Source organism: Salmonella sp. SJTUF15581 (assembly GCF_043356775.1).
Classification (GTDB): Bacteria; Pseudomonadota; Gammaproteobacteria; order Enterobacterales; family Enterobacteriaceae; genus Salmonella; species Salmonella enterica.
Genome location: NZ_JBEUJY010000003.1, coordinates 71558 through 94779, shown reverse-complemented (window position 1 = coordinate 94779; position 23222 = coordinate 71558). Strand labels below are relative to the sequence as shown.

Sequence of the window (23222 nt, the reverse complement as noted above, 5' to 3'; positions counted from 1 at the left end):
CGTTACCCGCCCTTTTCTCTCCCCGCGCGTATATCACTCCACAGAATTAGCACTTGCTGTTATCGCATTAATTATTGATAATAATAATCATTGTGAGTTTGATTATTAATAAATAGCATGTCGCGTATGGATAACACCGAGCTGCCTCACCCTAAGGAAATAGACAATGAAACGCTTCTCCCTGCCGCTGAACGGCGCGTCAACAGTCAGGCGCTATTAGGTCCGGACGGCAAAGTCATTATCGATCACAACGGTCAGGAGTATCTGTTGCGCAAAACTCAGGCCGGTAAACTACTGTTAACCAAATAGCGCTCCCGCCAGCAGACGATGCTGCTGGCATCAGGCTAACTTGAACAACTGACCTCCAGCCGCTTTCCCCACTCCGGTGGTCGGCTGGCATAGTCATCATCTCGATCGGTAAAAGGTTGACGTAAAACTTCATGCAACCGATGCAGTTCCGCCATGTCTCCCTGTTCAGCCGCGTCTATCGCGCGTTGCGCCAGCCAGTTGCGCAACACAATCGCAGGATTCACGCGTTGCATCTGCTGCTGGCGCAGCGCGTCATCCACCGCCTCTGTGCGCAATCGCGCCCGGTAGCGGTCGAACCAGGCATCGAACGCCGCGCGATCGATAAACGTATCCCGCAACGGCGAGGAAGCGCTCTGTTGCTCCGTATGGCTTAACATCCGAAATGTACGGGTATAATCACTCCCTTCGCGTGCCATCAGACTAAACAATTCATTCAGTAAAGCGTTATCGTCTTTTTGCTCGGTAAAGAAGCCCAGCTTCTGGCGCATTCGCTGCCCATAGTGCGTTAACAACGCGTCCTGGTAACGATCCAGCGCTCTGTTTAACGCGTCGATCTCAATAAAAGGGGTTAACGTCTGCGCCAGACGTTGTAAATTCCACAGCGCCACCGACGGTTGATTATCGAAGCGGTAACGTCCCTGATGATCGGAATGGTTACCAATGAAGCCGGGATCGTAGTCATCGAGAAAACCAAAGGGACCATAGTCGATGGTCAGCCCCAGAATCGACATGTTATCCGTATTCATAACGCCGTGCGAAAAACCGACGGTTTGCCACTCGGCGATGAGTCTTCCGGTACGCGCCGCCACCTCTTCAAACCACAAAGCATATTTTTCCGGGACATCCTGCCATTGCGGCCAATAATGACGAATAGCGAAATCAGCCAGTTGCTGAACTTTTTCCGGCTCACGGCGGTAATAGAAATGTTCGAAATGACCAAAACGCATATGACTTTGTGCCAGACGCATTAACATCGCGCCCGTTTCCTGCGTCTCTCGCTGAACCGGCGTATCGCTGGCTACGATAGATAACGCGCGCGTCGTGGGAATACCCAGATAATGCATGGCTTCGCTGGCAAGACTTTCTCGTATGGTTGAACGCAGGACGGCGCGTCCATCCCCCATTCGCGAATAGGGTGTTAATCCGGCGCCTTTCAGATGCCAGTCGAGGGTCGAGCCATCCGCCAGGAGCTGTTCGCCCAGCAAAATACCGCGTCCGTCGCCGAGCTGTCCCGCCCAGACGCCGAACTGATGCCCGCTATATACCTGCGCGACAGGCGACATACCGGGTAATAAGGTTTCGCCGCCCCAAACGCCAGCGCCATTAGTAGCGTCAAATAACGACGCGGGAATGGCTAACTGCTGCGCCAGTTCGTCGTTATACCAAATCAGTCGCGCATTTTTTAACGGTGTGGGTAAAAGCGCGGTATACGTTGCTGGCAGTTCATCGCGCCAACGGGCAGTAAAAGACAGGGTCATAGGGCCTCCTGTCTTCAGTGTAGACGGTTAATCACCGGTTAAACACCGGCAAACAGAAAGGTTATCGCTGAACGAGTTTAATGAGCTGGCTTACCGGCACCGAAGGCCATAGTCCGCCCTGGAATGCGCTAAACCCCAATGGCGCTGCGCGCGCAAACATCGCCTCAGTATCAATACCGGCAATCATCAGCGACTCACAGCTGGAGGAGATCTGGGCAACGATAGCGTGCATGAATGGTTCGAATGAGATCATTTCAGCTCGCTGCTGAATAAAATTTTTATCCAACATGACTCGTTTGAAAAGCCCATCGAAAATAGCTTTAGTCGACGCCTCGCCTGCCCCAAAATTTGCCAGCATTAATGGGAAATGCATTGCCAGATTAGCTAACGTTTCATTGTTTTTGCCCTGGTTTAACCCAGGATAATTCTCATTTATAGCTAATTCAAGAAACGGAAAGCGCGCTGCCCGGGAAAAAAGTTCGCTATCTAATAATAATAAGTCACTAATTGCAGGCGGTAAATTAAGCCATGCAATAAGTTTATGCTGAATAAAAAAGTGCTGACAGGTTTCTAACAACGCCAGTTTTTCAACAAACAGACAGTATTGTTCCTCCACCGAAAGGCGAGGCGCTACCAACTCAGTCGGCATCCGCACGGCGCCGTCTTCAGCGGCAAACGTTGCAATAATCTCTAAACCAACAAGCCGAGCGTTTTCATCCATGACGGGAAGGAAAAAGAGTTCGGAATGGTAAAGCTCATCAAGTGAAGCAATCATTACGCCAGTCCCATGGTTAGGGCGCTATTCGCCATCCAGTCACTACGGACGGAAACAGACGTAACTTCAGATACTAATTGAAGCGTCATCATTTTTCTTGTTTACCGGTGAACCGGTTCCTTTTTTTAACTTACTCTGATTATAAACCAATATTCAATCTTGTACTTTTAACAGGGCGTGAACACGCCCGTTTTTAATAAAAGTACGTTTGTAAATGCTACGGTTATATCATTATATATGATGACAACAGATGTCATAAGTTCAACCGACGATATGTTAAAAATAGACTATAAAATTTATATCGTCTGCGAGGTTAAATTCGCCGTGCCTGCCAGAAGTTTTTTCGCCAGTACACATTATCCAGCGATGAACGCATCACGCCACGACTGGTAGAGGCATGAATAAACTCATTATTTGTATCGTAAATACCAACATGTAAACCACTTTCGCCCGAACCGGTTTTAAAGAAAACCAAATCTCCGGGCAGCAATTCATCTTTATCGATTCTGGTGCCGATTTTTGATTGTTCACGCGTATCACGAGGCAACTGCAAATCAAACTTGTCGCGCATAGTGACTACCACAAAGCCGGAACAGTCCACGCCTCTGCGACTCATGCCGCCGTAGCGGTATGGCGTACCGCGCCAGGACTGCAACTGATCGTTCAGACCCGCAATGACGGTAATGGAGTCTGATAATCTGGCATTTGGCGCCGGTGCCCGATGAGTACTGCATCCTGCCAGGAACAATGCTGTGATAACAAGAAGCCAAAAACGCATGCCGCAACAATCCTCTGTTTTTATTTTGGTATTAATTTAGCGTCGAAATTACCTGCTTTTCAAGAAACGATTTTACTTAAGTGGCCGAAATGAGCATTGGATGCCCCTCGACGTCGAGTCGTCGAAAGCGCAGACCGTAGGCTTGCGCCAGATAAGAGGGGGTGAGCACCTCTTCCCGGCGGCCGCAAGCGATGAGTTTACCGCGCTTTAGTAACCAGGCTTTATGCGCATGCCGCAGCGTGTGGTTCAGATCGTGGCTACTCATCACAATCGCAATTCCTGCCTGACATAAATGATGTAATACCCGATCGAGAGCGTTTTGTTGCGCAACATCGAGACTGTTCATCGGCTCATCAAGCAGCAATAATTGACCGACCGGATTAGCGTCGGGATAAATTTGTAGTACAACGGCAGCAAGGCGAACACGCTGCCACTCGCCACCGGAAAGCTGATTCACGCTTCGCCCCAGTTTGTCGCCCAATCCAAGCATATCGGCCACCTCGTTAAGCTGCCCGGTTCGCGTTTTATCAGGTTGATGCAATGTCAGGTAATGCCAGACCGGCATGGCGAACGGCGGATTTTGCTGTTGCGCAAGATAAGCGCGGTGTTGGGCAAGCGTTGCCGTCGCCCATGCCTCCAGCGGCGCTCCGCCAAACCTGATGCTCCCCTCGCCGGAGGTTAACCCCGCCATACGCGCCAGTAGCGTGCTTTTCCCGGCGCCGTTCGGCCCGACAAGATGAAGGATCTCTCCTGCGCTTACTTCGCCGGAAAGCGGCCCCAGGCGGGTGCTCTCGGCGACATCCTTTAATTGCATCAATTGAGACATTATTTTGCCAACGCGATTTTTATGCTTTCCATCACAATAGGATCTTCAGGCGTCATATCCGGCGAAAAACGCTGTACCACCTGACCATCCCGGCCTACCAAAAATTTTTCAAAATTCCACAGAATATCATCCGGATAGAGTGGCGTACGCCCTTTGCTTACCATCCGTTCGTAAAAGCCGCTCTTCTCCGGCGCGACTGCCGTTGGCGCAGCGGCTATCAGTTTTTGATACAGCGGATGGCGCGCGTCGCCATTCACATCAATTTTACTGAACATCGGGAACGTGACGCCCCAGGTGCTGGCACAATAGGTTTTAATCTCCTCTTCGCTGCCTGGCTCCTGCCCCATAAACTGGTTGCAGGGAAAACCCAACACGACAAACCCCTGATCTGCCCACGCCTTCTGGATATTTTCCAACTGTTCATATTGCGGCGTCAGGCCACATCTGGAGGCGACGTTTACAATGAGCAGCACTTTTCCGGCGTATTTTTCAAGTGTAGTGACCTCTCCATCAATCGTCGTAACGTGAGTATTAAGAAGCGAGTTTTGCATGGTGTCTCCCTGATGTCGGTAGAATAGCGGGTTTCATCGTTAGCCTTTAATCATAGACTGCGAATGATGAAAGCAGTTGTTTACCGATGCGCTAACGCGCGGATTTGAGTAGCAGCCAGATAAACACTGGCGCCCCCAATGTGGCGGTGACCACCCCGATAGGCAGTTCAGCCGACGCCAGCGCCAGTCGGGCGACCACATCAGCCAATAGCAGGGCGATAGCCCCGGCCAGCGCGCAGCCGGGAAGTAAAACCCGGTGATCGGTTAAACCACATAAGCGCAGGATGTGCGGAATAACCAGACCGATAAAACCAATCGCCCCCGCCATCGCCACGCTGACGCCCACCATCCAGCCGGTGGCGACGACCAACAAATTGCGCCAGAACCACAGCGGCAGGCCAAGCTGCCGCGCCGAGGTTTCCCCTAGCGCCAGCATATTCAGCGGTTGCGACTGGCAACATATCCAGATCAGTACCGGGATGAGCGCAATCATTAGCCAGCTCTGCTGCCAGTCAACGCCGCCAAATCCTCCCATCATCCAGTACATTAATTGCCGCAGATCGAAAGAGGTGGAAAAATAGATAGCCCACGTCATCAGCGCGCTACAGATAATGCCTAGCGCGACGCCCGCCAACAACAAGCGGCTGGTAGAGAGATGGCGACGCGCAAAACGCAGCAGGATTAACGTAATAATGAGCGCGCCGGCTATAGCGCACAGCCCCAGCGCCCATCCTGGCAGTTGCCCCTGCCCCAGTAAGACGGCGGCAATAAGCCCAACACCGGCCCCATTCGAAACGCCGAGCAGGCCCGGTTCAGCAAGTGGATTTTCAAACAGCGCCTGCATCACGGCGCCAGATAGCGCCAGCGCAGCGCCAACCAGCAATACCGCAAGCGTGCGGGGAAGGCGAATTTGCCAGACAAACAGTTCCCCCCGGGCGCTTAACCAGTCACCGGGGGCAATCCACTGTTCGCCTGCGCATAAGCTCAGAAGTGTAGCCAGTAGCACCAGCAGTGACAGGCTCAGAAGCCAGCGAACGTTTCGTCGCTGTTGTTGGCGGGCAAAAGTCAGCATGTTATCCATTCAGCTGAAAAGAGGTAGCGTGATTTTACGGTGGGTATCCTTTACTTGAAAGAAAAAAGGCCGCAATGCGGCCTTTTTAGTTATACGGGTCATCTTTCAGGCTGACAGATACGCTGTCATCCCGCTGATCTACTTTCGGGATGGCAGCGTATCTGCCGCAATACACCCTGATGGATGTTATGCCTGGATCTGATTACTCTTCTTTGGGCGAAGCGTTTTCGACCCGGCTCTTTAACTTCTGCCCGGGTCTGAAGGTCACCACGCGCCGTGCTGTAATAGGAATATCTTCACCCGTTTTCGGGTTACGCCCCGGACGTTGATTTTTATCACGCAGATCGAAGTTACCAAAACCAGAGAGTTTCACCTGCTCACCGTTTTCCAGAGCACGACGGATCTCTTCGAAAAACAGTTCAACCAGTTCTTTGGCATCCCGCTTGCTAAGCCCAAGCTTATCAAACAGATATTCTGACATTTCAGCTTTTGTAAGCGCCATAGGTTCAATCCCTCAATGATGCCTGGAATCGCTCTTTTAATGCCTCTACACATTTGGCGACGGTAGCGGCAATCTCCTCTTCTTCGAGTGTACGGTTGGTATCCTGAAGGATCAGGCTGATAGCGAGGCTCTTATAACCCTCCGCAACACCCTTACCGCGGTACACGTCAAATAAGTTTACGCCAACTACCTGATTTACGCCAACTTTCTTACATTCGGATAAAATATCCGCTGCGGGAACGTTTTCTGCAACAACAACCGCAATATCGCGACGGTTGGCCGGGAAGCGTGAAATCTCCCGCGCCTGCGGCACGATACGGTCTGCGAGCTTATTCCATTCCAGTTCAAACACCAGCGTACGACCATTCAGATCCAGTTTACGTTCCAGTTCAGGGTGAACAACCCCAATAAAACCAATACGTTCATCTTTCAGATAAATCGCCGCAGACTGTCCCGGATGCAGAGCCGGATTCATCTCCGCCTTAAACTGGATATCACCCAGTTTGCCGGTTAAATCCAATACCGCTTCCAGATCGCCTTTCAAATCATAGAAATCAACGGTCTCTTTTGCCAGGTTCCAGTGCTCATCATAGCGGTTACCGCAAATCACGCCAGCCAGCATCAGATCCTGTCGAATACCCAGATTGGCTTGTGTATCCGGAACGAAACGTAAACCGGTTTCAAAAATACGCACGCGATTCTGCTGACGGTTTTGGTTATAGACCACCGTCGCCAACAATCCGCTCCACAGAGACAGACGCATCGCCGACATCTCAACGGAGATAGGGTTTGGCAGCAGCAGCGCTTCTGCGCCTGGATGGATGAGCTGTTGTACTTTAGGATCGACAAAGCTATAGGTAATCACTTCCTGATAGCCTTTGTCGTTCAGCATGGTTTTAACCCGCTTCAACGACAGATCGGCTTCACGGTGCGTCCCCATGATTAAACCGGCCTGGATTGGCTCGTCCGGAATATTGTTATAGCCGTAAACGCGGGCAACCTCTTCCACCAGATCTTCTTCAATTTCCATATCGAAACGCCAGGTCGGCGCTACGGCTTTCCACTCGTCCTGCCCTTCGGTCACTTCACAGCCCAGACGACGCAGAATATCACTGACCTGCTCATCCGCAATATGATGCCCGATCAGGCGATCCAGTTTACTGCGACGCAGAGTAATGGTGGCGCGTTTCGGCAACGTTGCTTCGTTGCTCACATCAATTATCGGACCCGCATCACCGCCACAGATATCAAGAAGCAGACGAGTAGCGCGCTCTATCGCTTTATATTGCAGCGCTGGGTCCACCCCGCGCTCGTAGCGGTGAGACGCATCGGTATGCAGACCGTGGCGGCGAGCGCGACCGGTGATAGACAGCGGATTAAAGTACGCACACTCCAGCAGCACATTTTGCGTTTCGCCGTTCACGCCGGAATATTCGCCGCCAAAAATACCGGCTATCCCCAGCGCCTTATGGTGATCGGCGATCACCAGCGTGTCCGCATTTAACGTCGCTTCGCTACCGTCCAGCAGGACGACGGTTTCACCCTCTTTTGCCATCCGCACGACAATACCGCCATCAATGCGATCTTTATCGAAAGCATGCATTGGCTGACCCAGTTCGAGCAGCACATAGTTCGTGACGTCAACCACCGCATCGATGGAGCGAATACCGCAGCGACGCAGTTTCTCTTTCATCCACAGCGGCGTCGGCGCGTTAACATTGATGCCTTTTACCACCCGGCCCAGATAGCGTGGACACGCATCAGCGGCCTCTACTGTAATCGGCAGCGTATCGCTGATGGTTGCCGTAACCGGCGCCATTTCAGGCTCCTGGAGCGGCGCTTTGTTCAGTACCGCCACATCGCGCGCAACGCCGATGATACCTAAGCAATCCGCACGGTTCGGCGTGACGCTAATTTCGATGGTATTGTCGTCAAGCTTCAGGTATTCACGGATATCGGTACCCAGCGGCGCATCCGCCGGCAGTTCGATAATGCCGCTGTGATCGTCGGAAATCCCCAGTTCGGAGAAGGAGCACAGCATCCCTTCAGACGGTTCGCCGCGCAGTTTCGCCGCTTTAATTTTGAAATCGCCCGGCAGAATAGCGCCAATGGTGGCCACCGCTACTTTCAGCCCCTGACGACAGTTTGGCGCGCCGCAGACGATATCCAACAGGCGTTCTCCGCCGACGTTGACTTTCGTTACACGCAATTTGTCAGCGTTCGGATGCTGGGCGCACTCAACCACTTCCCCAACCACAACGCCATTGAAGCTTCCCGCGACCGGCTCAACGCCGTCTACTTCCAGGCCAGCCATCGTAATCTGGTTAGCCAACGCATCGCTATCAATTGCCGGGTTAACCCACTCGCGTAACCACAGTTCGCTGAATTTCATTGTTTTATCCTGCCTTTATTTAAACTGTTTAAGGAAACGCAGATCGTTTTCGAAGAATGAACGCAGGTCGGTGACGCCGTAACGCAACATGGTCAGACGTTCCATCCCCATACCAAAAGCGAAGCCAGAATAGATTTCCGGATCGATACCGACATTACGCAGCACATTCGGATGCACCATCCCGCAGCCCAGCACTTCCAGCCATTTGCCGTTTTTACCCATCACATCCACTTCCGCAGAAGGTTCGGTGAACGGAAAATAAGAAGGACGGAAGCGAATCTGCAGATCCTCCTCAAAGAAATTACGCAGGAAGTCGTGCAGCGTACCTTTGAGGTTGGTGAAGCTGATGTTGGTATCAACAATCAGACCTTCCATCTGATGGAACATCGGAGTATGCGTCTGGTCGTAGTCATTACGGTATACACGGCCCGGCGCAATAATACGGATCGGCGGTTGCTGCGCTTTCATCGTCCGGATCTGGACGCCAGACGTCTGGGTACGCAGCAGACGGGTCGCGTCAAACCAGAAGGTATCATGATCGGCGCGGGCCGGGTGATGACCCGGAATGTTTAACGCATCGAAGTTATGGTAGTCATCTTCGATTTCCGGGCCAGTCGCCACGGTAAAACCAAGCTCGCCGAAGAAACTTTCAATACGGTCAATGGTACGCGTGACCGGATGCAGACCGCCGTTCTCAATACGGCGCCCCGGCAGGGAGATATCGATGGTTTCAGCGGCCAGACGGGCGTTAAGCGCTGCGCTTTCCAGCTCGGCTTTACGCGCGTTAAGAGCCTGTTGTACCTGCTCTTTCGCGGCGTTAATGACTGCCCCGGCTGCCGGACGCTCTTCCGGCGGCAGATCGCGTAGGGTCGTCATCTGAAGGGTTAAATGCCCTTTCTTGCCCAAATATTCGACGCGTACATTGTCTAACGCGGCAACATCTGACGCCTGGTTAATGGCGGCCGCTGCATTGGCAACCAGCTCTGCGAGATGTGACATGGTTTTCCTCATTGTGTCGGTGAAGACACCGGTTCATTGGACGTAATCTCTCGATTTCAGATACAAAAAAAGCCTCCATCAGGAGGCTTTTTTGCGCTGTTTTTCGTTTCGTTTTTCACGCGCTAGCCTCCTGGGATCAGGTGCTAAAGTAAAAAAAGAAACGGAAAATAGCAGCGTTCATGCTTGCGTTACCTTATGTGGTAAAACCGAATATCCTTTATTGAAAAGGGTTACAGGTCAATTGTCAACTCACTGAACAGTAAATAAAAGAGAGGGAGCCAGGCTCCCTCTTTTCACTGGCTTATGCCAGAGCTGCTTTCGCTTTTTCAACCAGCGCGGTGAACGCGACTTTGTCGAATACGGCGATATCAGCCAGGATCTTACGGTCGATTTCAACAGAGGCTTTTTTCAGGCCGTTGATGAATTTGCTGTAAGAAATACCGTTCTGACGTGCTGCTGCGTTGATACGCGCAATCCACAGTTGACGGAACTGACGCTTACGTTGACGACGGTCACGGTAAGCATACTGACCAGCTTTGATAACTGCCTGGAAGGCAACGCGGTATACGCGAGAACGCGCACCGTAGTAGCCTTTGGCTTGTTTCAAAATTTTCTTGTGACGTGCGCGTGCAATTACACCACGTTTTACGCGAGCCATATGTGCTCTCCTGTATCTATTCTAATTAAAAAGTTAAAAACGTTAACGGCTTATGCGTACGGCAGGCACGCGATAACCAGGCCCAGATCGCCTTTAGAAACCATGGCTTTCGGACGCAGGTGACGTTTACGTTTAGTCGCTTTTTTGGTCAGAATGTGACGCAGGTTAGCGTGCTTGTGCTTAAAACCACCTTTACCGGTTTTTTTGAAGCGCTTAGCAGCACCGCGTACGGTCTTAATTTTTGGCATTTTAATAACTTCCACTTCGCATTGTTAATAAACGAAACATAGGCGAACAAAACCTGTGAAGCCCGAAGGCTTCACAGAATTGTTACTTGAAGGCCTTACTGTTTCTTCTTAGGAGCAAGCACCATGATCATCTGACGGCCTTCGATCTTCGTTGGGAAGGATTCGACCACTGCCAGTTCTTGCAAATCGTCTTTCACGCGATTAAGCACTTCCATACCGATTTGCTGGTGGGCCATTTCACGACCGCGGAAACGCAGCGTGATTTTGGCCTTATCGCCCTCTTCGAGAAAGCGAATCAGGCTGCGGAGTTTTACCTGATAGTCGCCTTCATCTGTCCCAGGACGGAATTTAATTTCCTTCACCTGGATAACTTTTTGCTTTTTCTTCTGTTCCTTAGAAGACTTACTCTTTTCATAGAGGAATTTGCCGTAATCCATTATACGACAAACCGGCGGCTCGGCGTTAGGGCTGATTTCGACTAAGTCTACTCCGGCTTCTTCAGCTTTTTCCAGAGCTTCTCTCAGACTCACAATACCAAGCTGCTCGCCTTCCAGACCTGTTAAGCGAACTTCTTGCGCGCGAATTTCGCTATTAATACGATTCGGACGCGCCGTTTGAACTCGTTTTCCGCCTTTAATACTTTATTCCTCCAGTTGTTGAAGACTGCGGCTGCGAATCTCTTGTTGCAGCTTCTCAATCACGTCATTTACGTCCAGACTGCCCAGGTCTTTACCGCGGCGGGTGCGAACGGCAACTTTGCCTGCTTCCACCTCTTTATCACCACAGACCAACATATAAGGGACACGACGTAAAGTGTGCTCGCGGATTTTAAAGCCAATCTTCTCATTTCTCAAGTCTGCTTTTACACGAATGCCCGCATTTTGTAGTTTCTGCGTCAATTCGTTAACGTATTCAGACTGCGAATCGGTAATATTCATCACGACTACCTGAACAGGCGCGAGCCATGTCGGGAAGAAACCAGCGAACTCTTCGGTCAGGATACCGATGAAGCGTTCCATCGACCCAAGAATCGCACGGTGAATCATTACCGGCACCTTACGCTCGTTGTCTTCGCCTACATAGGAGGCGCTCAGACGAGACGGTAAGGAGAAGTCCAGCTGTACTGTACCGCACTGCCATGCACGATCGAGGCAGTCATATAAGGTAAATTCAATTTTCGGACCGTAGAATGCGCCTTCACCCAGTTGATACTCAAACGGGATATTATTTTCTTCCAGCGCAACCGCCAGATCCGCCTCAGCACGATCCCACATCTCATCGCTGCCGATACGCTTGTCAGGACGAGTGGAAAGCTTGACGACGATCTTCTCGAAGCCAAAGGTGCTGTACATATCGTAGACCATACGAATACAAGCGTTAACTTCATCGCGGATCTGCTCTTCGGTGCAGAAGATATGCGCATCATCCTGCGTAAAGCCGCGTACGCGCATCAGACCATGCAGCGCGCCTGATGGCTCGTTACGGTGGCAGCTACCGAATTCCGCCATACGCAGCGGCAAATCACGATAGGATTTCAGACCCTGGTTAAAGATCTGAACGTGGCCCGGGCAGTTCATCGGCTTGATGCAATATTCGCGGTTTTCTGAGGATGTGGTGAACATCGCATCTTTATAGTTGTCCCAGTGCCCGGTTTTTTCCCACAGCACACGGTCCATCATGAACGGGCCTTTAACTTCTTGATACTGGTACTCTTTGAGTTTAGAACGAACAAAGACCTCCAGCTCGCGGAAGATAGTCCAGCCGTCGTTATGCCAGAACACCATGCCCGGCGCTTCTTCCTGCATATGATACAGGTCGAGCTGCTTACCAATTTTACGGTGGTCGCGTTTTGCGGCCTCTTCCAGGCGCTGCAGATAAGCGTTCAGGGCTTTTTTATCTGCCCATGCCGTACCGTAAATACGCTGCAACATCTTATTATTGCTGTCACCGCGCCAGTATGCGCCAGCAGTTTTCATCAGTTTAAAGTGATGGCAGAAACGCATATTCGGCACGTGCGGACCACGACACATGTCGACATATTCTTCATGATGGTACAAGCCTGGCTTGTCATCATGAGCAATGTTTTCATCAAGAATGGAAACTTTGTAGCTTTCACCACGCTTCACGAAGGTTTCACGCGCTTCGTGCCAGCTGACTTTCTTCTTGATAACGTCGTAATTTTTCTCGGCGAGCTCATGCATCCGCTTTTCGAGCGCTTCGACATCTTCCTGAGTTAGCGTGCGGTCAAGATCAACGTCATAGTAAAAACCGTTGTCGACAACCGGGCCGATCGCCATTTTCGTGTGCGGCCAAAGTTGCTTGATAGCGTGACCTAACAGATGCGCGCAAGAGTGACGAATGATCTCCAGACCCTCTTCATCTTTTGCGGTGATGATGGAAAGCGTCGCATCATTTTCAATCAGATCGGAAGCATCAACCAGCTCGCCATTCACACGGCCCGCAATGGTGGCTTTCGCCAGGCCAGGACCAATGTCCAGAGCAACATCCATCGGGCTTACAGGGTGGTCATAATGGCGTTGGCTGCCATCAGGAAGAGTAATAACAGGCATGTAATATCCTTATTTGCAGTGGTGACCCATACGCAAGATCACATACAAAGAGAAAATGAATTTATTGACAGTGAGTTGTGTATCCATCTAGCCAACCATTGCTAAATTGGCGCACAACCTTCGACACAGATGAAAATCGCTATTTTCGTCCGGCATGACGATGGTAACACTAAAAAAAGGGAGATTGCATCACTCTGTAGCAAATCAAGACCCTTGACAGGGTTTCTCCATTATCTTTCTACGCGCCGTATAGCGCTTCTCATCGACAACCTAACTTCTGCGCCAGACTCCCCTTTGTCGTTTTCACCTCGCTGGCTACCGCTTCAGGCAAGGCAGACCACAGCGTCAGCACTGGCTTCGTTTTATGTTCGATAGCCTCCACGGTAACCTGATAGTCGCAAAAATTCGCCGAACGGGGCGTATTCTGATCCATAATAAACGCAGCGTAATTTCCTTCACTTTTTGACGGCGCCGTTCCGGTGAATAAAACCTTCCAGTACCCGCTGGGAATTTCTACCGTCGCATCTTCTGGCAATGTGGCGATATGCCGCTCAAAAAGGGGGCCGGTCACTACGTGCACTACAGATACATCAGCCTGTTTGGCAAGTTCGCGCACCCGGTTTTCCAGTGCAGCCCATGCTCCCTGGTTCAGGGCGGATTTCTGCGGCGTAATATTCGATAAATAATTTAACGACGGCCAGTCCGAAACGCCGCCCAATCCTGCCAACGGCGCCTGGTGTCCCCTGTCGACTTTTAATAGCGTATGGGCATTTTTATAGGCCGAAGGGGCCAACGTATCCGAGGGCGGTAAATCGGGGTCCTGCGCCCAGTTCCGCGGGCGACCGCTTGCCTGGCTGGTCTTTGTCACGCTATAGGCAACCCAGTTGGCAAATTTCGTGGCGCTATTATTATTGAGCGTATAGACATGGCGATAGATTGTTTGTTGACTTCCTCCTTGAGGACAGCCAACGCTACAGTTATCAGGTTGCTGAACGAGTACGTTACGATGGGGTAACTCGGGTGCCGATGTTGTATCCTGGGGAGGATACGATGTAGTACATGCGCTTAATAATACTACGGGCAGTAATTTTAGCAGATTAATGGTTTTATTCATTTTTTCTTCCTTAATAATAACCGCCCTAATAATTCAGATGGCAATAATTTGGTTATATTACCCTGCCAGCCGTTAGATGCGCTCATCATTAAAGACAACACTATCACGGTAAAAATTAATAACAGATAAACATCGAAGCCATCATAGAAAATGAGCTCAAAAGAATACAACGTGATATTCATATTGATACCAAAAAACATCGTATTATATGCATAATCGTGAAGCCAATAATTTCTCGCACTCAGATAGCGAATGAAAAATGGATACTCAATAATATCTGGCGCATGTTTTTTAACACCATTTTTCAACATTAAGGCAACGTATTCTCTCAATGACTCGCTGCTGGCAGGAGTTTAGTTATATTTAAAGGTTTAATAAGCACTGCGCATCATGCTGCTGTGCTTATTACTTTGTAAAAATAAGAGTATTCACTTTCATATTCAGGGGTAAAAAGTGAACAAATACAGCTATTGCGCAACGATGATTGCCGCCATACTCAGTACGACCACAATGGCCAATGCCAGTAGCCTTGCTATTTCAGTGGCGAATGATGATGCAGGTATATTTCAACCATCCTTAAATGCCCTTTATGGGCACAAGGCTGCAGACCGGGGTGATTATACTGCCGGGCTCTTTTTAGGCTACAGCCACGATCTCACTGACGCCAGTCAACTCTCTTTTCATATCGCGCAAGATATTTATTCTCCATCAGGCGCCAATAAGAGAAAGCCTGAAGCCGTCAAAGGCGACCGCGCGTTCAGCGCCTTTCTTCATACCGGACTGGAGTGGAATTCATTAGCCACCAATTGGTTACGTTATCGTTTAGGTACTGATATCGGCGTTATTGGTCCTGACGCAGGCGGTCAGGAAGTTCAGAATCGGGCGCATCGAATAATAGGCGCAGAAAAATACCCTGCCTGGCAGGATCAAATTGAAAATCGTTATGGTTATACGGCAAAAGGAATGGTGTCCCTTACGCCAGCTATTGATATTCTGGGCGTCAATGTGGGCTTCTATCCAGAAGTCTCTGCTGTCGGCGGCAATCTCTTCCAGTATTTGGGGTACGGCGCAACCGTTGCGCTGGGAAATGATAAGACCTTCAACTCTGATAATGGGTTTGGGTTACTGTCCCGCCGAGGGTTAATACACACTCAAAAAGAGGGATTGATCTATAAAGTATTTGCTGGCGTTGAGCGCAGGGAAGTTGATAAAAACTACACGTTACAGGGGAAAACGCTGCAAACAAAAATGGAAACGGTGGATATTAATAAAACCGTGGATGAATATCGCGTCGGTGCCACCATCGGCTATTCTCCCGTCGCATTTTCTCTTTCTTTAAACAAAGTCACGTCGGAATTTCGCACCGGAGACGACTATTCTTATATCAACGGCGACATCACCTTCTTCTTCTGAGGCGTCACCACGGAATAACCGGGTTACGTAACGTAACCCGGCGCAATATTACATCTTATAGCCCAGCGTTACCGTAGTGCGGCGATCGGTATGTTCAGGCGCTGATTCAGGCGGCTGCGAGTTCCACGTTAAATTATACCCCACCTTTAGACCAAAATGTTCGTTAATGGCGACATTGAGGGCTGTTTCCGAATTTAGTGTGGTGTCTTCTGCGCCAAATACTGACACCCCCTGTGTAAACTTAGCATTGTCAGTTAACTGCCAGGCATAGCTGCCGGAAGCATAACCCAACGGCTGCGTTTCAGTAGTATCGTCCGTATGTTCGTCATAGCGAACCCCAGGACCGAATTCAAAACGGAAGCTGTGCACTGGACCATTAAGGAACTGCCGCCCGTAACCGGCGGTCAGTACGTCGCGCTGACGATAACCGTTGAAACGGTCTGTCAGCCAACTGGCCTGGCCAAAGGTATAATCATAATCCGTCATATTAAAACGGTTACGCACGCCTACCGCATATTTTTCTGAAGAGCGTTCATCATTAGAGGAGGTATTGCTGGCATTGCCCCATAATGACCAGGCGGTACGTTGTCCATACCAGGTCATCGCCGTGTCAGCCGTTAAGGAAGAACTTTTAGTATTGCCTGACTGAGCAAGGTAGCCCGCATTCAGATTACCTTCAAAAGGTTTTTTCGCGGTGGAGGGATCATCCATGACAGTAAAAACGGAATCATCGGCGGCGGCATACAGAGACGCGAACACGCCACCCGCCAGCATAACTACAGCGGGTACTGCCTTCAAAAGCTTCATTTATATAGAGTCCGTACAACTAAAAAAGAGACCACGACGGTCCCGGAAACTTTCATAGGGATCAATGACAAACGCCCCTGGAAAGGTAGCGAATTATAAGAAGCCCCGAATAACATAGCAATCAATTACTATTTCATTTTTTGAATAAGAACCCTCCCGAAGCATTCATTTATTTATATAACTTTACATCGTACTTCTTTAAATAAAGATCCGGAAAATCATATTGTTAATTCCTTCACTTTCCGGGGATTAAGTGCCAGACTGAAATCAGCCTAACAGGAGGTAACGATGGTACGTATCTATACGTTGACGCTTGCGCCCTCTCTCGATAGCGCAACAATCACGCCGCAAATTTATCCCGAAGGTAAACTGCGGTGCTCCGCGCCGGTATTCGAACCCGGCGGCGGGGGTATTAATGTCGCTCGCGCCATTGCGCATCTTGGCGGCACCGCGACCGCAATTTTCCCGGCTGGCGGCGCTACCGGCGAACATCTGGTCGCACTACTGGCTGACGAAAATGTCCCCGTGTCTACCGTCGATGCGAAAGACTGGACGCGTCAGAACCTGCACGTCCACGTCGAGTCCAGCGGCGAACAGTATCGTTTTGTTATGCCCGGCGCCACGCTGGACGATGACGAATTTCGCCAGCTTGAAGAACAGGTACTGGAAATTGAATCCGGGGCAATTCTGGTTATCAGCGGCAGCCTTCCGCCCGGCGTTAAGGTCGAGAAACTCACGCAACTGATTTCCGCCGCACAGAAGCAAGGCATTCGCTGCATTATTGATAGCTCTGGCGACGCGCTCACCGCTGCGTTGGCGCTTGGCGATATCGAACTGGTGAAACCTAACCTGAAAGAATTGAGCGCGTTAGTCAATCGCGATCTGACGCAGCCTGATGATGTGCGTAAAGCGGCCCAGGAATTAGTGCAAAGCGGCAAGGCTCGCCGGGTAGTGGTCTCTCTGGGGCCGCAAGGGGCGCTGGGCATAGACAGTGAGAATTGCATCCAGGTTGTTCCTCCCCCGGTGAAAAGTCAAAGTACTGTCGGCGCAGGCGACAGTATGGTGGGCGCGATGACGTTAAAACTGGCGCAAGACGCGTCGCTGGAAGAGATGGTGCGCTTCGGTGTGGCGGCAGGCAGCGCCGCTACGCTCAATCAAGGTACGCGTCTGTGTTCTCGTGACGATACCCAAAAAATATACGCCTATCTTTCCGCGCAATAATCGTTTCCCCCTCGCCGAGGGGGATACCGGAAAATCGGTTAACGGGCGGCGCATCCGCCGCTGTTAAAAACACAGTTGCTCCCAACGAGGTGAACGATGGCCAGTGGCGATATTACCCGTTATGTTATTACCGTAACCTTCCATGAAGATTCCCTGACCGAGATTAACGAACTCAATAATCATCTGACGCGCAGCGGTTTTTTGCTGACATTAACGGACGATGAAGGGAATGTGCATGAGCTCGGCACCAATACGTTTGGCTTTGTTAGCGCTCAGAGCGCTGATGAAATCAAAGCGCTTGTCGCCGGACTTGCGAAAAGCGCGTTAGATAAGGATGTCGACATTACCGTGGCGACCTGGGAGGCGTGGAGTAAAAACGCACAATAAGTGCCATTCCCGCCGCGGCGCGTCCGCGATGTGCGTTAGTTCGTATTTTTCAACCGCATTTTTGCGCTAACCTTATGATCTGGCAGACAACGTGGGGAGAGACATTATGTGGCAAGCTATCAGTCGTCTTTTAAGCGAGCAAGTCGGTGAAGGCGAAATCGAACTGCGTAATGAACTGCCAGGCGGAGAAGTTCATGCCGCATGGCATTTACGTTATGCAGGCCATGATTTTTTCGTGAAGTGCGATGAACGAGAAATGCTTCGCGGTTTTACCGCTGAAGCCGATCAGCTGGAGCTGCTCTCCCGCAGTAAAACCGTTGTTGTGCCTAAGGTATGGGCGGTAGGTTCGGATCGGGATTACAGCTTTTTAGTCATGGACTACCTCTCGCCCCGCCCGCTGGATGCCCATAATGCGTTTATTCTTGGGCAACAGCTGGCGCGCCTGCACCAATGGAGCGACCAACCTCAATTCGGCCTCGATTTTGACAACGCGCTCTCTACCACGCCGCAGCCGAATACCTGGCAACGCCGTTGGTCGACTTTTTTCGCCGAACAGCGCATTGGCTGGCAGCTTGAACTCGCCGCGGAAAAAGGCATTACCTTTGGTAATATTGACGCCATTGTTGAACATGTTCAGCAACGTCTGGCGTCGCATCAACCGCAGCCTTCTCTTTTGCATGGCGATCTATGGTCGGCGAACTGCGCGCTTGGCCCTGACGGCCCCTATATCTTCGATCCAGCCTGCTATTGGGGCGACAGAGAATGCGATCTGGCGATGCTGCCGCTGCATACCGATCAGCCACCGCAGATTTATGACGGCTATCAGTCCGTTTCGCCGCTACCGCTGGATTTTCTCGACAGGCAGCCGATTTACCAGCTCTACACCCTGCTTAATCGGGCAAGGCTGTTTGGCGGTCAGCACCTGGCTACTGCGCAAAAAGCGATGGATCGGCTGCTTGCAGTATAGGTACAGCCCATGCCGGATACGGGCTATCCGGCATTTTTCAGTTTACATGAAGCCTAACAAGGAAAAGAAAAAGTAGCCGAGCACGATAATAATGACCGGCAAAATATAGAGCGGGAAAAACTGTAAAAAGATGGTATGGTGCGGCACCACGATACGTGACTCTATCTGCTCACGCGTTAGCCCTTCCGCGCCTTTTGCTTTTTCCAGAATCAACTGATCTTCCACGCCTTCACGCAAAAAACGTGACTGGCGGCTCATTCTGGCGCCGGAATCCTGCATCGCCAGCCCGACAAAAATCAGAATAAAAATGAGCCAGAAACCGATATTCAGGCTTCCCTGAAAATTCGGCGTCGGCGAGTTGTACCAAAAAACATTCAGAAACGGCGTATTCACGCGCATCATGTCTATCATTACGTGGGTAAAATCCAGCATTACCGCATTTATCCCCTCCTGCTTTTCACTGTGCGCATACATAAATTTAAGGACTGAGATGAGCGTGGAAAGCAGTGCCGGAATAAAAATAACCCACCCAACAACTCTTTTTAGGATTGCAATGCGTCCAGCTTGTTGATACGTCATGAGTTCCCCTTGATAAAGACGCGTCGTTTTGGCCTAAGTCTACCTGTTGATTCACGTTTTCGCCTGATCTTTAAGGGCGATATACTAAGAACATGGTCATAATGAACGCTTAATTCGTTATTTTTTAATCTCAACAGGAGAGGTTGTGATGTCAACCCCACGTCAAATTCTTGCTGCAATTTTCGATATGGATGGACTACTGATCGATTCCGAACCGCTCTGGGATCGCGCTGAACTGGACGTGATGGCAAGTTTAGGCGTAGATATTACTCGGCGCCATGAGTTACCAGACACGCTTGGGCTACGCATTGATATGGTTGTCGATCTCTGGTTTGCGCAGCAACCGTGGAACGGCCCCGATCGCCAGGAAGTGACAAACCGTGTTATTGCCCGCGCGATTACGCTTATCGAAGAGACGCGCCCTCTTTTGCCGGGTGTGCGCGAGGCCGTGGCGCTGTGTAAAGCGCAGGGGCTATTAGTGGGGCTTGCCTCGGCATCGCCGCTGCATATGCTGGAAAAAGTGCTCACCATGTTTGAACTGCGCGACAGTTTTGACGCGCTGGCTTCTGCGGAAAAATTGCCCTACAGCAAACCGCACCCGCAGGTCTATCTGGATTGTGCGGCCAAATTAGGCGTTGATCCATTAACCTGCGTGGCGCTGGAAGATTCGGTGAATGGTTTAATCGCGGCAAAGGCGGCGCGAATGCGCGCCATTGTGGTGCCAGCAGAAGAAAACCAGCATGATCCGCGCTTTGCGCTGGCGAATGTCAAACTTAACTCGCTGACAGAGCTGACGGCGGCGCATCTACTCGGTTAAGATGTTTCCGAAACAAAGTCAACGGGCAATTAGCCGCTGAACCAGACGGCAAGCGGCTTTGACAGAGACAAAGAGTTACAACGTCACCACTTCCGCCTACTGTATAAAAACCCTATACTGTATGAATTGACAGTTTAATGGGTTTTATCATGACGGCGGAAGGACACCTTCTTTTTTCTATAGCCAGCGCGGTTTTCGCCAAGAATGCCGAGTTAACGCCCGTCCTTGCGCACGGCGACTGGTGGCATATTATTCCTTCGGCTATTTTGACCTGTCTGCTGCCGGATATCGACCACCCCAAATCTTTTCTTGGTCAGCGCCTGAAATGGGTATCGAAACCGATTGCCCGCGCGTTCGGTCACCGGGGGTTTACCCATAGTCTGCTGGCGGTCTTTGCCCTACTGGCGACCTTTTATCTCAAGGTTCCGGATACGTGGATTATCCCGGCGGATGCGCTGCAAGGCATGGTACTCGGCTATTTAAGCCATATCGTCGCGGATATGCTCACCCCCGCAGGCGTTCCCTTACTGTGGCCGTGCCGCTGGCGTTTCCGCCTGCCTATTCTGGCGCCGCGCAAAGGCAATCAGCTGGAGCGATTTTTATGTATGGCGTTGTTTGCCTGGGCGGTGTGGATGCCGCAGTCCATGCCGGAAAACAACGTCATACGCTGGTCTTCGCAGATGATCACTATCCTGCAAATGCAGTTCAATCGTTTTATAAATCACCAGATTGATTAGTAAATCAACGCCAAAGTCATTTTTGGTATAAACCATTCCATTTGAATATAAGAGCCAGCTCACAGTTCTGCTAATCTTGCGCGAACAGAATCGCTAAAACACAGCGCTTCATAATAAAAAAATCAGGAGAACGGGGATGAATTTTCCATTAATTGCGAACATTGCGGTGTTCGTCATTCTGCTGTTTGTACTGGCGCAGGCCCGTCATAAACAGTGGAGTCTGGCTAAAAAAGTGCTTGTCGGCCTTGTGATGGGCGTGGTCTTTGGTCTGGCCCTGCACACCATTTATGGCGCTGACAGTCAGGTGTTAAAAGACTCCATTCAGTGGTTCAATATTGTCGGCAACGGTTATGTGCAATTGCTACAAATGATTGTGATGCCGCTGGTATTCGCCTCTATTTTAAGCGCCGTGGCACGACTGCATAACGCCTCTCAATTGGGGAAAATCAGTTTTCTGACTATCGGCACGCTGCTGTTTACTACCCTTATCGCAGCGCTGGTGGGCGTGCTGGTCACCAATCTGTTCGGACTGACGGCGGAAGGTCTGGTTCAGGGCGGCGCGGAAACCGCGCGTCTGAATGCCATTGAGACGAGCTATGTCGGCAAAGTGGCCGATCTCAGCGTGCCGCAACTGGTGCTGTCTTTTGTACCGAAAAATCCGTTTGCGGATCTGACTGGCGCAAATCCTACGTCTATTATCAGCGTGGTGATTTTCGCCGCATTCCTGGGCGTGGCCGCGCTTAAACTGCTGAAAGATGATGCGCCAAAAGGCGAGCGTGTGCTTGTTGCTATCGATACCCTGCAAAGCTGGGTGATGAAGCTGGTGCGTCTGGTGATGCAACTTACGCCTTACGGCGTACTGGCGCTGATGACGAAAGTGGTTGCCGGCTCTAATTTGCAGGACATCATTAAGCTTGGAAGCTTCGTGGTAGCGTCATATCTTGGTCTGGCGATAATGTTTGTGGTTCACGGCATACTATTGGGCGTGAACGGGATTAGCCCGCTGAAATATTTCCGCAAGGTGTGGCCGGTGCTGACATTTGCCTTTACCAGCCGCTCCAGCGCCGCCTCCATTCCACTTAATGTCGAAGCGCAAACCCGCCGCCTGGGCGTGCCGGAGTCCATCGCCAGCTTTGCTGCCTCTTTTGGCGCGACCATCGGCCAAAACGGTTGTGCCGGTCTTTATCCTGCAATGTTAGCGGTAATGGTTGCGCCGACGGTCGGCATCAACCCCTTAGACCCCGTATGGATAGCCACGCTGGTGGGTATCGTTACCGTAAGTTCGGCGGGTGTTGCCGGCGTTGGCGGCGGCGCGACCTTCGCCGCGCTGATTGTGCTGCCTGCCATGGGCTTACCGGTCACGCTGGTCGCGCTGTTAATCTCCGTCGAACCGTTGATTGATATGGGCCGTACCGCACTGAACGTGAGTGGCTCAATGACCGCGGGTACGCTGACCAGCCAGTGGCTGAAGCAGACCGATAAAACCATTCTCGATAGCGAAGAAGACGCTGAACTGGCGCATCGATAATACATTATCGGGAGTTCACATCGTCTGAGACACGACGATCAGCAACTCAAAATGTCTGTCACTAAAAACGCCGGTCTCCAGTACCGGCGTTTTGTTTTTTTCTTAGTCAGCGATTTCGTTTTCCTGGCGAACCTGATTCGCCCAACGCTGCGCCGATTCTGGCACGCTAAAGGCGGGCGACCGTTGAAATGACTCCCCCGTCAGAACAAATGCAACATATTTACCGCGCAGTATCCAGACGTCGCGAAACGTATCCATTTTTATCGCATGTTCCGGCGGCGCGGGTTCAACACGCGGAATATAGCTAATAATCTGGCGATTTTGCTGGCGAAGAGGTTTCATCATTAATGCTTCACTAAAAGAGGCTAAGGCTAAAAATCAGAAAAACACTATTTTAGCCGATCTTCGCCCCCGACGTCCTGTTCCGCGCGTGCGATTTCCCTGTTATACCCTGTCTGCTGTTCCGCTCTCCCCCGGCATAATTGCTGAAATGT

Annotated in this window: 27 protein-coding genes and 1 other annotated feature; of the genes, 8 read left to right on the top strand and 19 right to left on the bottom strand. The window is 50.9% G+C overall.

Annotated features, from left to right (window positions below; all coding sequences use genetic code 11):
• The first annotated feature begins 117 nt into the window (after positions 1 to 117).
• Positions 118 to 309 (top strand): hemin uptake protein HemP, encoded by a 192-nt coding sequence (gene hemP / locus ABVN36_RS07315; protein WP_000089115.1) that lies wholly within the window; start codon positions 118 to 120, stop codon positions 307 to 309.
• Between the two features lie 35 nt (positions 310 to 344).
• On the opposite strand, the gene selO is transcribed toward hemP, so the two are convergent.
• The 16 genes from selO to ABVN36_RS07235 all read right to left on the bottom strand — a co-directional run bounded on the left by selO (position 345) and on the right by ABVN36_RS07235 (position 14583).
• Positions 345 to 1787: a protein adenylyltransferase SelO gene (gene selO, locus ABVN36_RS07310; protein WP_000175665.1), complete on the bottom strand. Its 1443-nt coding sequence runs from the start codon at positions 1785 to 1787 to the stop codon at positions 345 to 347.
• A 61-nt stretch (positions 1788 to 1848) separates the two neighbouring features.
• Positions 1849 to 2562: an anti-FlhDC factor YdiV gene (gene ydiV, locus ABVN36_RS07305; protein ID WP_000562006.1), complete on the bottom strand. Its 714-nt coding sequence runs from the start codon at positions 2560 to 2562 to the stop codon at positions 1849 to 1851.
• 313 nt (positions 2563 to 2875) lie between these two features.
• On the bottom strand, positions 2876 to 3340 hold the full coding sequence (locus tag ABVN36_RS07300; protein ID WP_001213256.1) for a C40 family peptidase: 465 nt from the start codon (positions 3338 to 3340) through the stop codon (positions 2876 to 2878).
• 76 nt (positions 3341 to 3416) lie between these two features.
• Positions 3417 to 4166, bottom strand: a complete 750-nt coding sequence (btuD, locus tag ABVN36_RS07295) for a vitamin B12 ABC transporter ATP-binding protein BtuD (protein WP_023138657.1) — start codon at positions 4164 to 4166, stop codon at positions 3417 to 3419.
• The gene (locus ABVN36_RS07290) at positions 4166 to 4717 is read right to left on the bottom strand and encodes a glutathione peroxidase (protein WP_001181565.1); all 552 of its coding nucleotides are present in this window, start codon (positions 4715 to 4717) and stop codon (positions 4166 to 4168) included. Before ABVN36_RS07290 ends, btuD begins: the two co-directional genes overlap by 1 nt.
• A 91-nt stretch (positions 4718 to 4808) precedes the next feature.
• Positions 4809 to 5789 (bottom strand): vitamin B12 ABC transporter permease BtuC, encoded by a 981-nt coding sequence (gene btuC, locus ABVN36_RS07285; protein ID WP_000954984.1) that lies wholly within the window; start codon positions 5787 to 5789, stop codon positions 4809 to 4811.
• Between the two features lie 202 nt (positions 5790 to 5991).
• Positions 5992 to 6291, bottom strand: coding sequence for an integration host factor subunit alpha (gene ihfA / locus ABVN36_RS07280; protein WP_001229266.1), 300 nt, complete (start codon positions 6289 to 6291; stop codon positions 5992 to 5994).
• Between the two features lie 4 nt (positions 6292 to 6295).
• Positions 6296 to 8683, bottom strand: a complete 2388-nt coding sequence (gene pheT, locus ABVN36_RS07275; RefSeq protein WP_023138656.1) for a phenylalanine--tRNA ligase subunit beta — start codon at positions 8681 to 8683, stop codon at positions 6296 to 6298.
• Positions 8684 to 8698: 15 nt separating this feature from the next.
• The gene (gene pheS / locus ABVN36_RS07270) at positions 8699 to 9682 is read right to left on the bottom strand and encodes a phenylalanine--tRNA ligase subunit alpha (RefSeq protein WP_000018570.1); all 984 of its coding nucleotides are present in this window, start codon (positions 9680 to 9682) and stop codon (positions 8699 to 8701) included.
• A gap of 62 nt (positions 9683 to 9744) precedes the next feature.
• Positions 9745 to 9868: a sequence feature (Phe leader region), on the bottom strand.
• Entirely contained in the window at positions 9819 to 9863 is a 45-nt protein-coding gene (gene pheM, locus ABVN36_RS07265) for a pheST operon leader peptide PheM (protein WP_001386830.1), read from the bottom strand. Its footprint overlaps the feature before it by 45 nt.
• A gap of 115 nt (positions 9869 to 9983) precedes the next feature.
• Complete coding sequence (gene rplT / locus ABVN36_RS07260; RefSeq protein WP_000124850.1) at positions 9984 to 10340, bottom strand: 50S ribosomal protein L20; 357 nt, start codon at positions 10338 to 10340, stop codon at positions 9984 to 9986.
• A gap of 50 nt (positions 10341 to 10390) precedes the next feature.
• Complete coding sequence (gene rpmI, locus ABVN36_RS07255) at positions 10391 to 10588, bottom strand: 50S ribosomal protein L35 (RefSeq protein WP_001124225.1); 198 nt, start codon at positions 10586 to 10588, stop codon at positions 10391 to 10393.
• A gap of 95 nt (positions 10589 to 10683) precedes the next feature.
• Positions 10684 to 11226, bottom strand: coding sequence for a translation initiation factor IF-3 (gene infC / locus ABVN36_RS07250; RefSeq protein WP_001574431.1), 543 nt, complete (start codon positions 11224 to 11226; stop codon positions 10684 to 10686).
• A 3-nt stretch (positions 11227 to 11229) separates the two neighbouring features.
• Positions 11230 to 13158 (bottom strand): threonine--tRNA ligase, encoded by a 1929-nt coding sequence (gene thrS, locus ABVN36_RS07245; protein WP_001144226.1) that lies wholly within the window; start codon positions 13156 to 13158, stop codon positions 11230 to 11232.
• 259 nt (positions 13159 to 13417) lie between these two features.
• Positions 13418 to 14272 carry a DNA/RNA non-specific endonuclease gene (locus tag ABVN36_RS07240; protein ID WP_001044093.1) on the bottom strand — a complete coding sequence of 285 codons (855 nt, stop codon included), beginning with the start codon at positions 14270 to 14272 and terminating at the stop codon, positions 13418 to 13420.
• Positions 14269 to 14583, bottom strand: a complete 315-nt coding sequence (locus tag ABVN36_RS07235; protein WP_023138655.1) for a hypothetical protein — start codon at positions 14581 to 14583, stop codon at positions 14269 to 14271. The genes ABVN36_RS07240 and ABVN36_RS07235 overlap by 4 nt, the downstream gene beginning before the upstream one ends.
• 142 nt (positions 14584 to 14725) lie before the next feature.
• On the opposite strand from ABVN36_RS07235, the gene ABVN36_RS07230 reads away from it, so the two are divergent.
• Positions 14726 to 15685 carry a lipid A deacylase LpxR family protein gene (locus ABVN36_RS07230; protein ID WP_001046434.1) on the top strand — a complete coding sequence of 320 codons (960 nt, stop codon included), beginning with the start codon at positions 14726 to 14728 and terminating at the stop codon, positions 15683 to 15685.
• A gap of 48 nt (positions 15686 to 15733) precedes the next feature.
• Here ABVN36_RS07230 and ABVN36_RS07225 read toward each other — a convergent pair whose 3' ends face one another.
• Positions 15734 to 16492 (bottom strand): YdiY family protein, encoded by a 759-nt coding sequence (locus ABVN36_RS07225; RefSeq protein WP_000770984.1) that lies wholly within the window; start codon positions 16490 to 16492, stop codon positions 15734 to 15736.
• A gap of 288 nt (positions 16493 to 16780) precedes the next feature.
• Here ABVN36_RS07225 and pfkB point away from each other — a divergent pair, with 288 nt between their 5' ends.
• The 3 genes from pfkB (at position 16781) to ABVN36_RS07210 (ending at position 19067) form a co-directional block, all read left to right on the top strand.
• The gene (pfkB, locus tag ABVN36_RS07220; RefSeq protein ID WP_000251707.1) at positions 16781 to 17713 is read left to right on the top strand and encodes a 6-phosphofructokinase II; all 933 of its coding nucleotides are present in this window, start codon (positions 16781 to 16783) and stop codon (positions 17711 to 17713) included.
• A 96-nt stretch (positions 17714 to 17809) separates the two neighbouring features.
• Positions 17810 to 18100 carry a type V toxin-antitoxin system endoribonuclease antitoxin GhoS gene (gene ghoS / locus ABVN36_RS07215; RefSeq protein WP_000146133.1) on the top strand — a complete coding sequence of 97 codons (291 nt, stop codon included), beginning with the start codon at positions 17810 to 17812 and terminating at the stop codon, positions 18098 to 18100.
• Positions 18101 to 18206: 106 nt separating this feature from the next.
• A complete protein-coding gene (locus tag ABVN36_RS07210; RefSeq protein ID WP_000267686.1) occupies positions 18207 to 19067 on the top strand; it encodes a fructosamine kinase family protein in 861 nt (286 codons plus the stop codon).
• Positions 19068 to 19109: 42 nt separating this feature from the next.
• On the opposite strand, the gene ABVN36_RS07205 is transcribed toward ABVN36_RS07210, so the two are convergent.
• Positions 19110 to 19646, bottom strand: coding sequence for a YniB family protein (locus tag ABVN36_RS07205; protein WP_000222158.1), 537 nt, complete (start codon positions 19644 to 19646; stop codon positions 19110 to 19112).
• A gap of 148 nt (positions 19647 to 19794) precedes the next feature.
• Between ABVN36_RS07205 and hxpB the strand changes: the two genes are divergently transcribed.
• From hxpB to tcyP, 3 genes are all read left to right on the top strand, one after another.
• Positions 19795 to 20463 carry a hexitol phosphatase HxpB gene (gene hxpB, locus ABVN36_RS07200; protein WP_000106847.1) on the top strand — a complete coding sequence of 223 codons (669 nt, stop codon included), beginning with the start codon at positions 19795 to 19797 and terminating at the stop codon, positions 20461 to 20463.
• A gap of 137 nt (positions 20464 to 20600) precedes the next feature.
• Positions 20601 to 21200 (top strand): metal-dependent hydrolase, encoded by a 600-nt coding sequence (locus ABVN36_RS07195; RefSeq protein WP_000505804.1) that lies wholly within the window; start codon positions 20601 to 20603, stop codon positions 21198 to 21200.
• A gap of 136 nt (positions 21201 to 21336) precedes the next feature.
• On the top strand, positions 21337 to 22728 hold the full coding sequence (gene tcyP / locus ABVN36_RS07190) for a cystine/sulfocysteine:cation symporter (protein WP_001010662.1): 1392 nt from the start codon (positions 21337 to 21339) through the stop codon (positions 22726 to 22728).
• Positions 22729 to 22830: 102 nt separating this feature from the next.
• Here tcyP and cedA read toward each other — a convergent pair whose 3' ends face one another.
• Entirely contained in the window at positions 22831 to 23073 is a 243-nt protein-coding gene (gene cedA, locus ABVN36_RS07185) for a cell division activator CedA (protein WP_000977510.1), read from the bottom strand.
• Positions 23074 to 23222 lie beyond the last annotated feature (149 nt).

Excerpts from the sequence above, each read along its gene's own strand:
- hemP (WP_000089115.1), top strand. The coding sequence starts at position 118 with ATGTCGCGTATGGATAACACCGAGCTGCCTCACCCTAAGGAAATAGAC.
- ihfA (WP_001229266.1), bottom strand. The coding sequence starts at position 6,291 with ATGGCGCTTACAAAAGCTGAAATGTCAGAATATCTGTTTGATAAGCTT.
- ABVN36_RS07290 (WP_001181565.1), bottom strand. The coding sequence starts at position 4,717 with ATGCAAAACTCGCTTCTTAATACTCACGTTACGACGATTGATGGAGAG.
- pheT (WP_023138656.1), bottom strand. The coding sequence starts at position 8,683 with ATGAAATTCAGCGAACTGTGGTTACGCGAGTGGGTTAACCCGGCAATT.
- rpmI (WP_001124225.1), bottom strand. The coding sequence starts at position 10,588 with ATGCCAAAAATTAAGACCGTACGCGGTGCTGCTAAGCGCTTCAAAAAA.
- pheS (WP_000018570.1), bottom strand. The coding sequence starts at position 9,682 with ATGTCACATCTCGCAGAGCTGGTTGCCAATGCAGCGGCCGCCATTAAC.
- tcyP (WP_001010662.1), top strand. The coding sequence starts at position 21,337 with ATGAATTTTCCATTAATTGCGAACATTGCGGTGTTCGTCATTCTGCTG.
- btuC (WP_000954984.1), bottom strand. The coding sequence starts at position 5,789 with ATGCTGACTTTTGCCCGCCAACAACAGCGACGAAACGTTCGCTGGCTT.
- ABVN36_RS07205 (WP_000222158.1), bottom strand. The coding sequence starts at position 19,646 with ATGACGTATCAACAAGCTGGACGCATTGCAATCCTAAAAAGAGTTGTT.
- ABVN36_RS07300 (WP_001213256.1), bottom strand. The coding sequence starts at position 3,340 with ATGCGTTTTTGGCTTCTTGTTATCACAGCATTGTTCCTGGCAGGATGC.
- ABVN36_RS07235 (WP_023138655.1), bottom strand. The coding sequence starts at position 14,583 with ATGTTGAAAAATGGTGTTAAAAAACATGCGCCAGATATTATTGAGTAT.
- selO (WP_000175665.1), bottom strand. The coding sequence starts at position 1,787 with ATGACCCTGTCTTTTACTGCCCGTTGGCGCGATGAACTGCCAGCAACG.
- ghoS (WP_000146133.1), top strand. The coding sequence starts at position 17,810 with ATGGCCAGTGGCGATATTACCCGTTATGTTATTACCGTAACCTTCCAT.
- hxpB (WP_000106847.1), top strand. The coding sequence starts at position 19,795 with ATGTCAACCCCACGTCAAATTCTTGCTGCAATTTTCGATATGGATGGA.
- thrS (WP_001144226.1), bottom strand. The coding sequence starts at position 13,158 with ATGCCTGTTATTACTCTTCCTGATGGCAGCCAACGCCATTATGACCAC.
- ABVN36_RS07210 (WP_000267686.1), top strand. The coding sequence starts at position 18,207 with ATGTGGCAAGCTATCAGTCGTCTTTTAAGCGAGCAAGTCGGTGAAGGC.
- ABVN36_RS07195 (WP_000505804.1), top strand. The coding sequence starts at position 20,601 with ATGGGTTTTATCATGACGGCGGAAGGACACCTTCTTTTTTCTATAGCC.
- ydiV (WP_000562006.1), bottom strand. The coding sequence starts at position 2,562 with ATGATTGCTTCACTTGATGAGCTTTACCATTCCGAACTCTTTTTCCTT.
- cedA (WP_000977510.1), bottom strand. The coding sequence starts at position 23,073 with ATGATGAAACCTCTTCGCCAGCAAAATCGCCAGATTATTAGCTATATT.
- rplT (WP_000124850.1), bottom strand. The coding sequence starts at position 10,340 with ATGGCTCGCGTAAAACGTGGTGTAATTGCACGCGCACGTCACAAGAAA.
- pfkB (WP_000251707.1), top strand. The coding sequence starts at position 16,781 with ATGGTACGTATCTATACGTTGACGCTTGCGCCCTCTCTCGATAGCGCA.
- ABVN36_RS07225 (WP_000770984.1), bottom strand. The coding sequence starts at position 16,492 with ATGAAGCTTTTGAAGGCAGTACCCGCTGTAGTTATGCTGGCGGGTGGC.
- btuD (WP_023138657.1), bottom strand. The coding sequence starts at position 4,166 with ATGTCTCAATTGATGCAATTAAAGGATGTCGCCGAGAGCACCCGCCTG.
- ABVN36_RS07240 (WP_001044093.1), bottom strand. The coding sequence starts at position 14,272 with ATGAATAAAACCATTAATCTGCTAAAATTACTGCCCGTAGTATTATTA.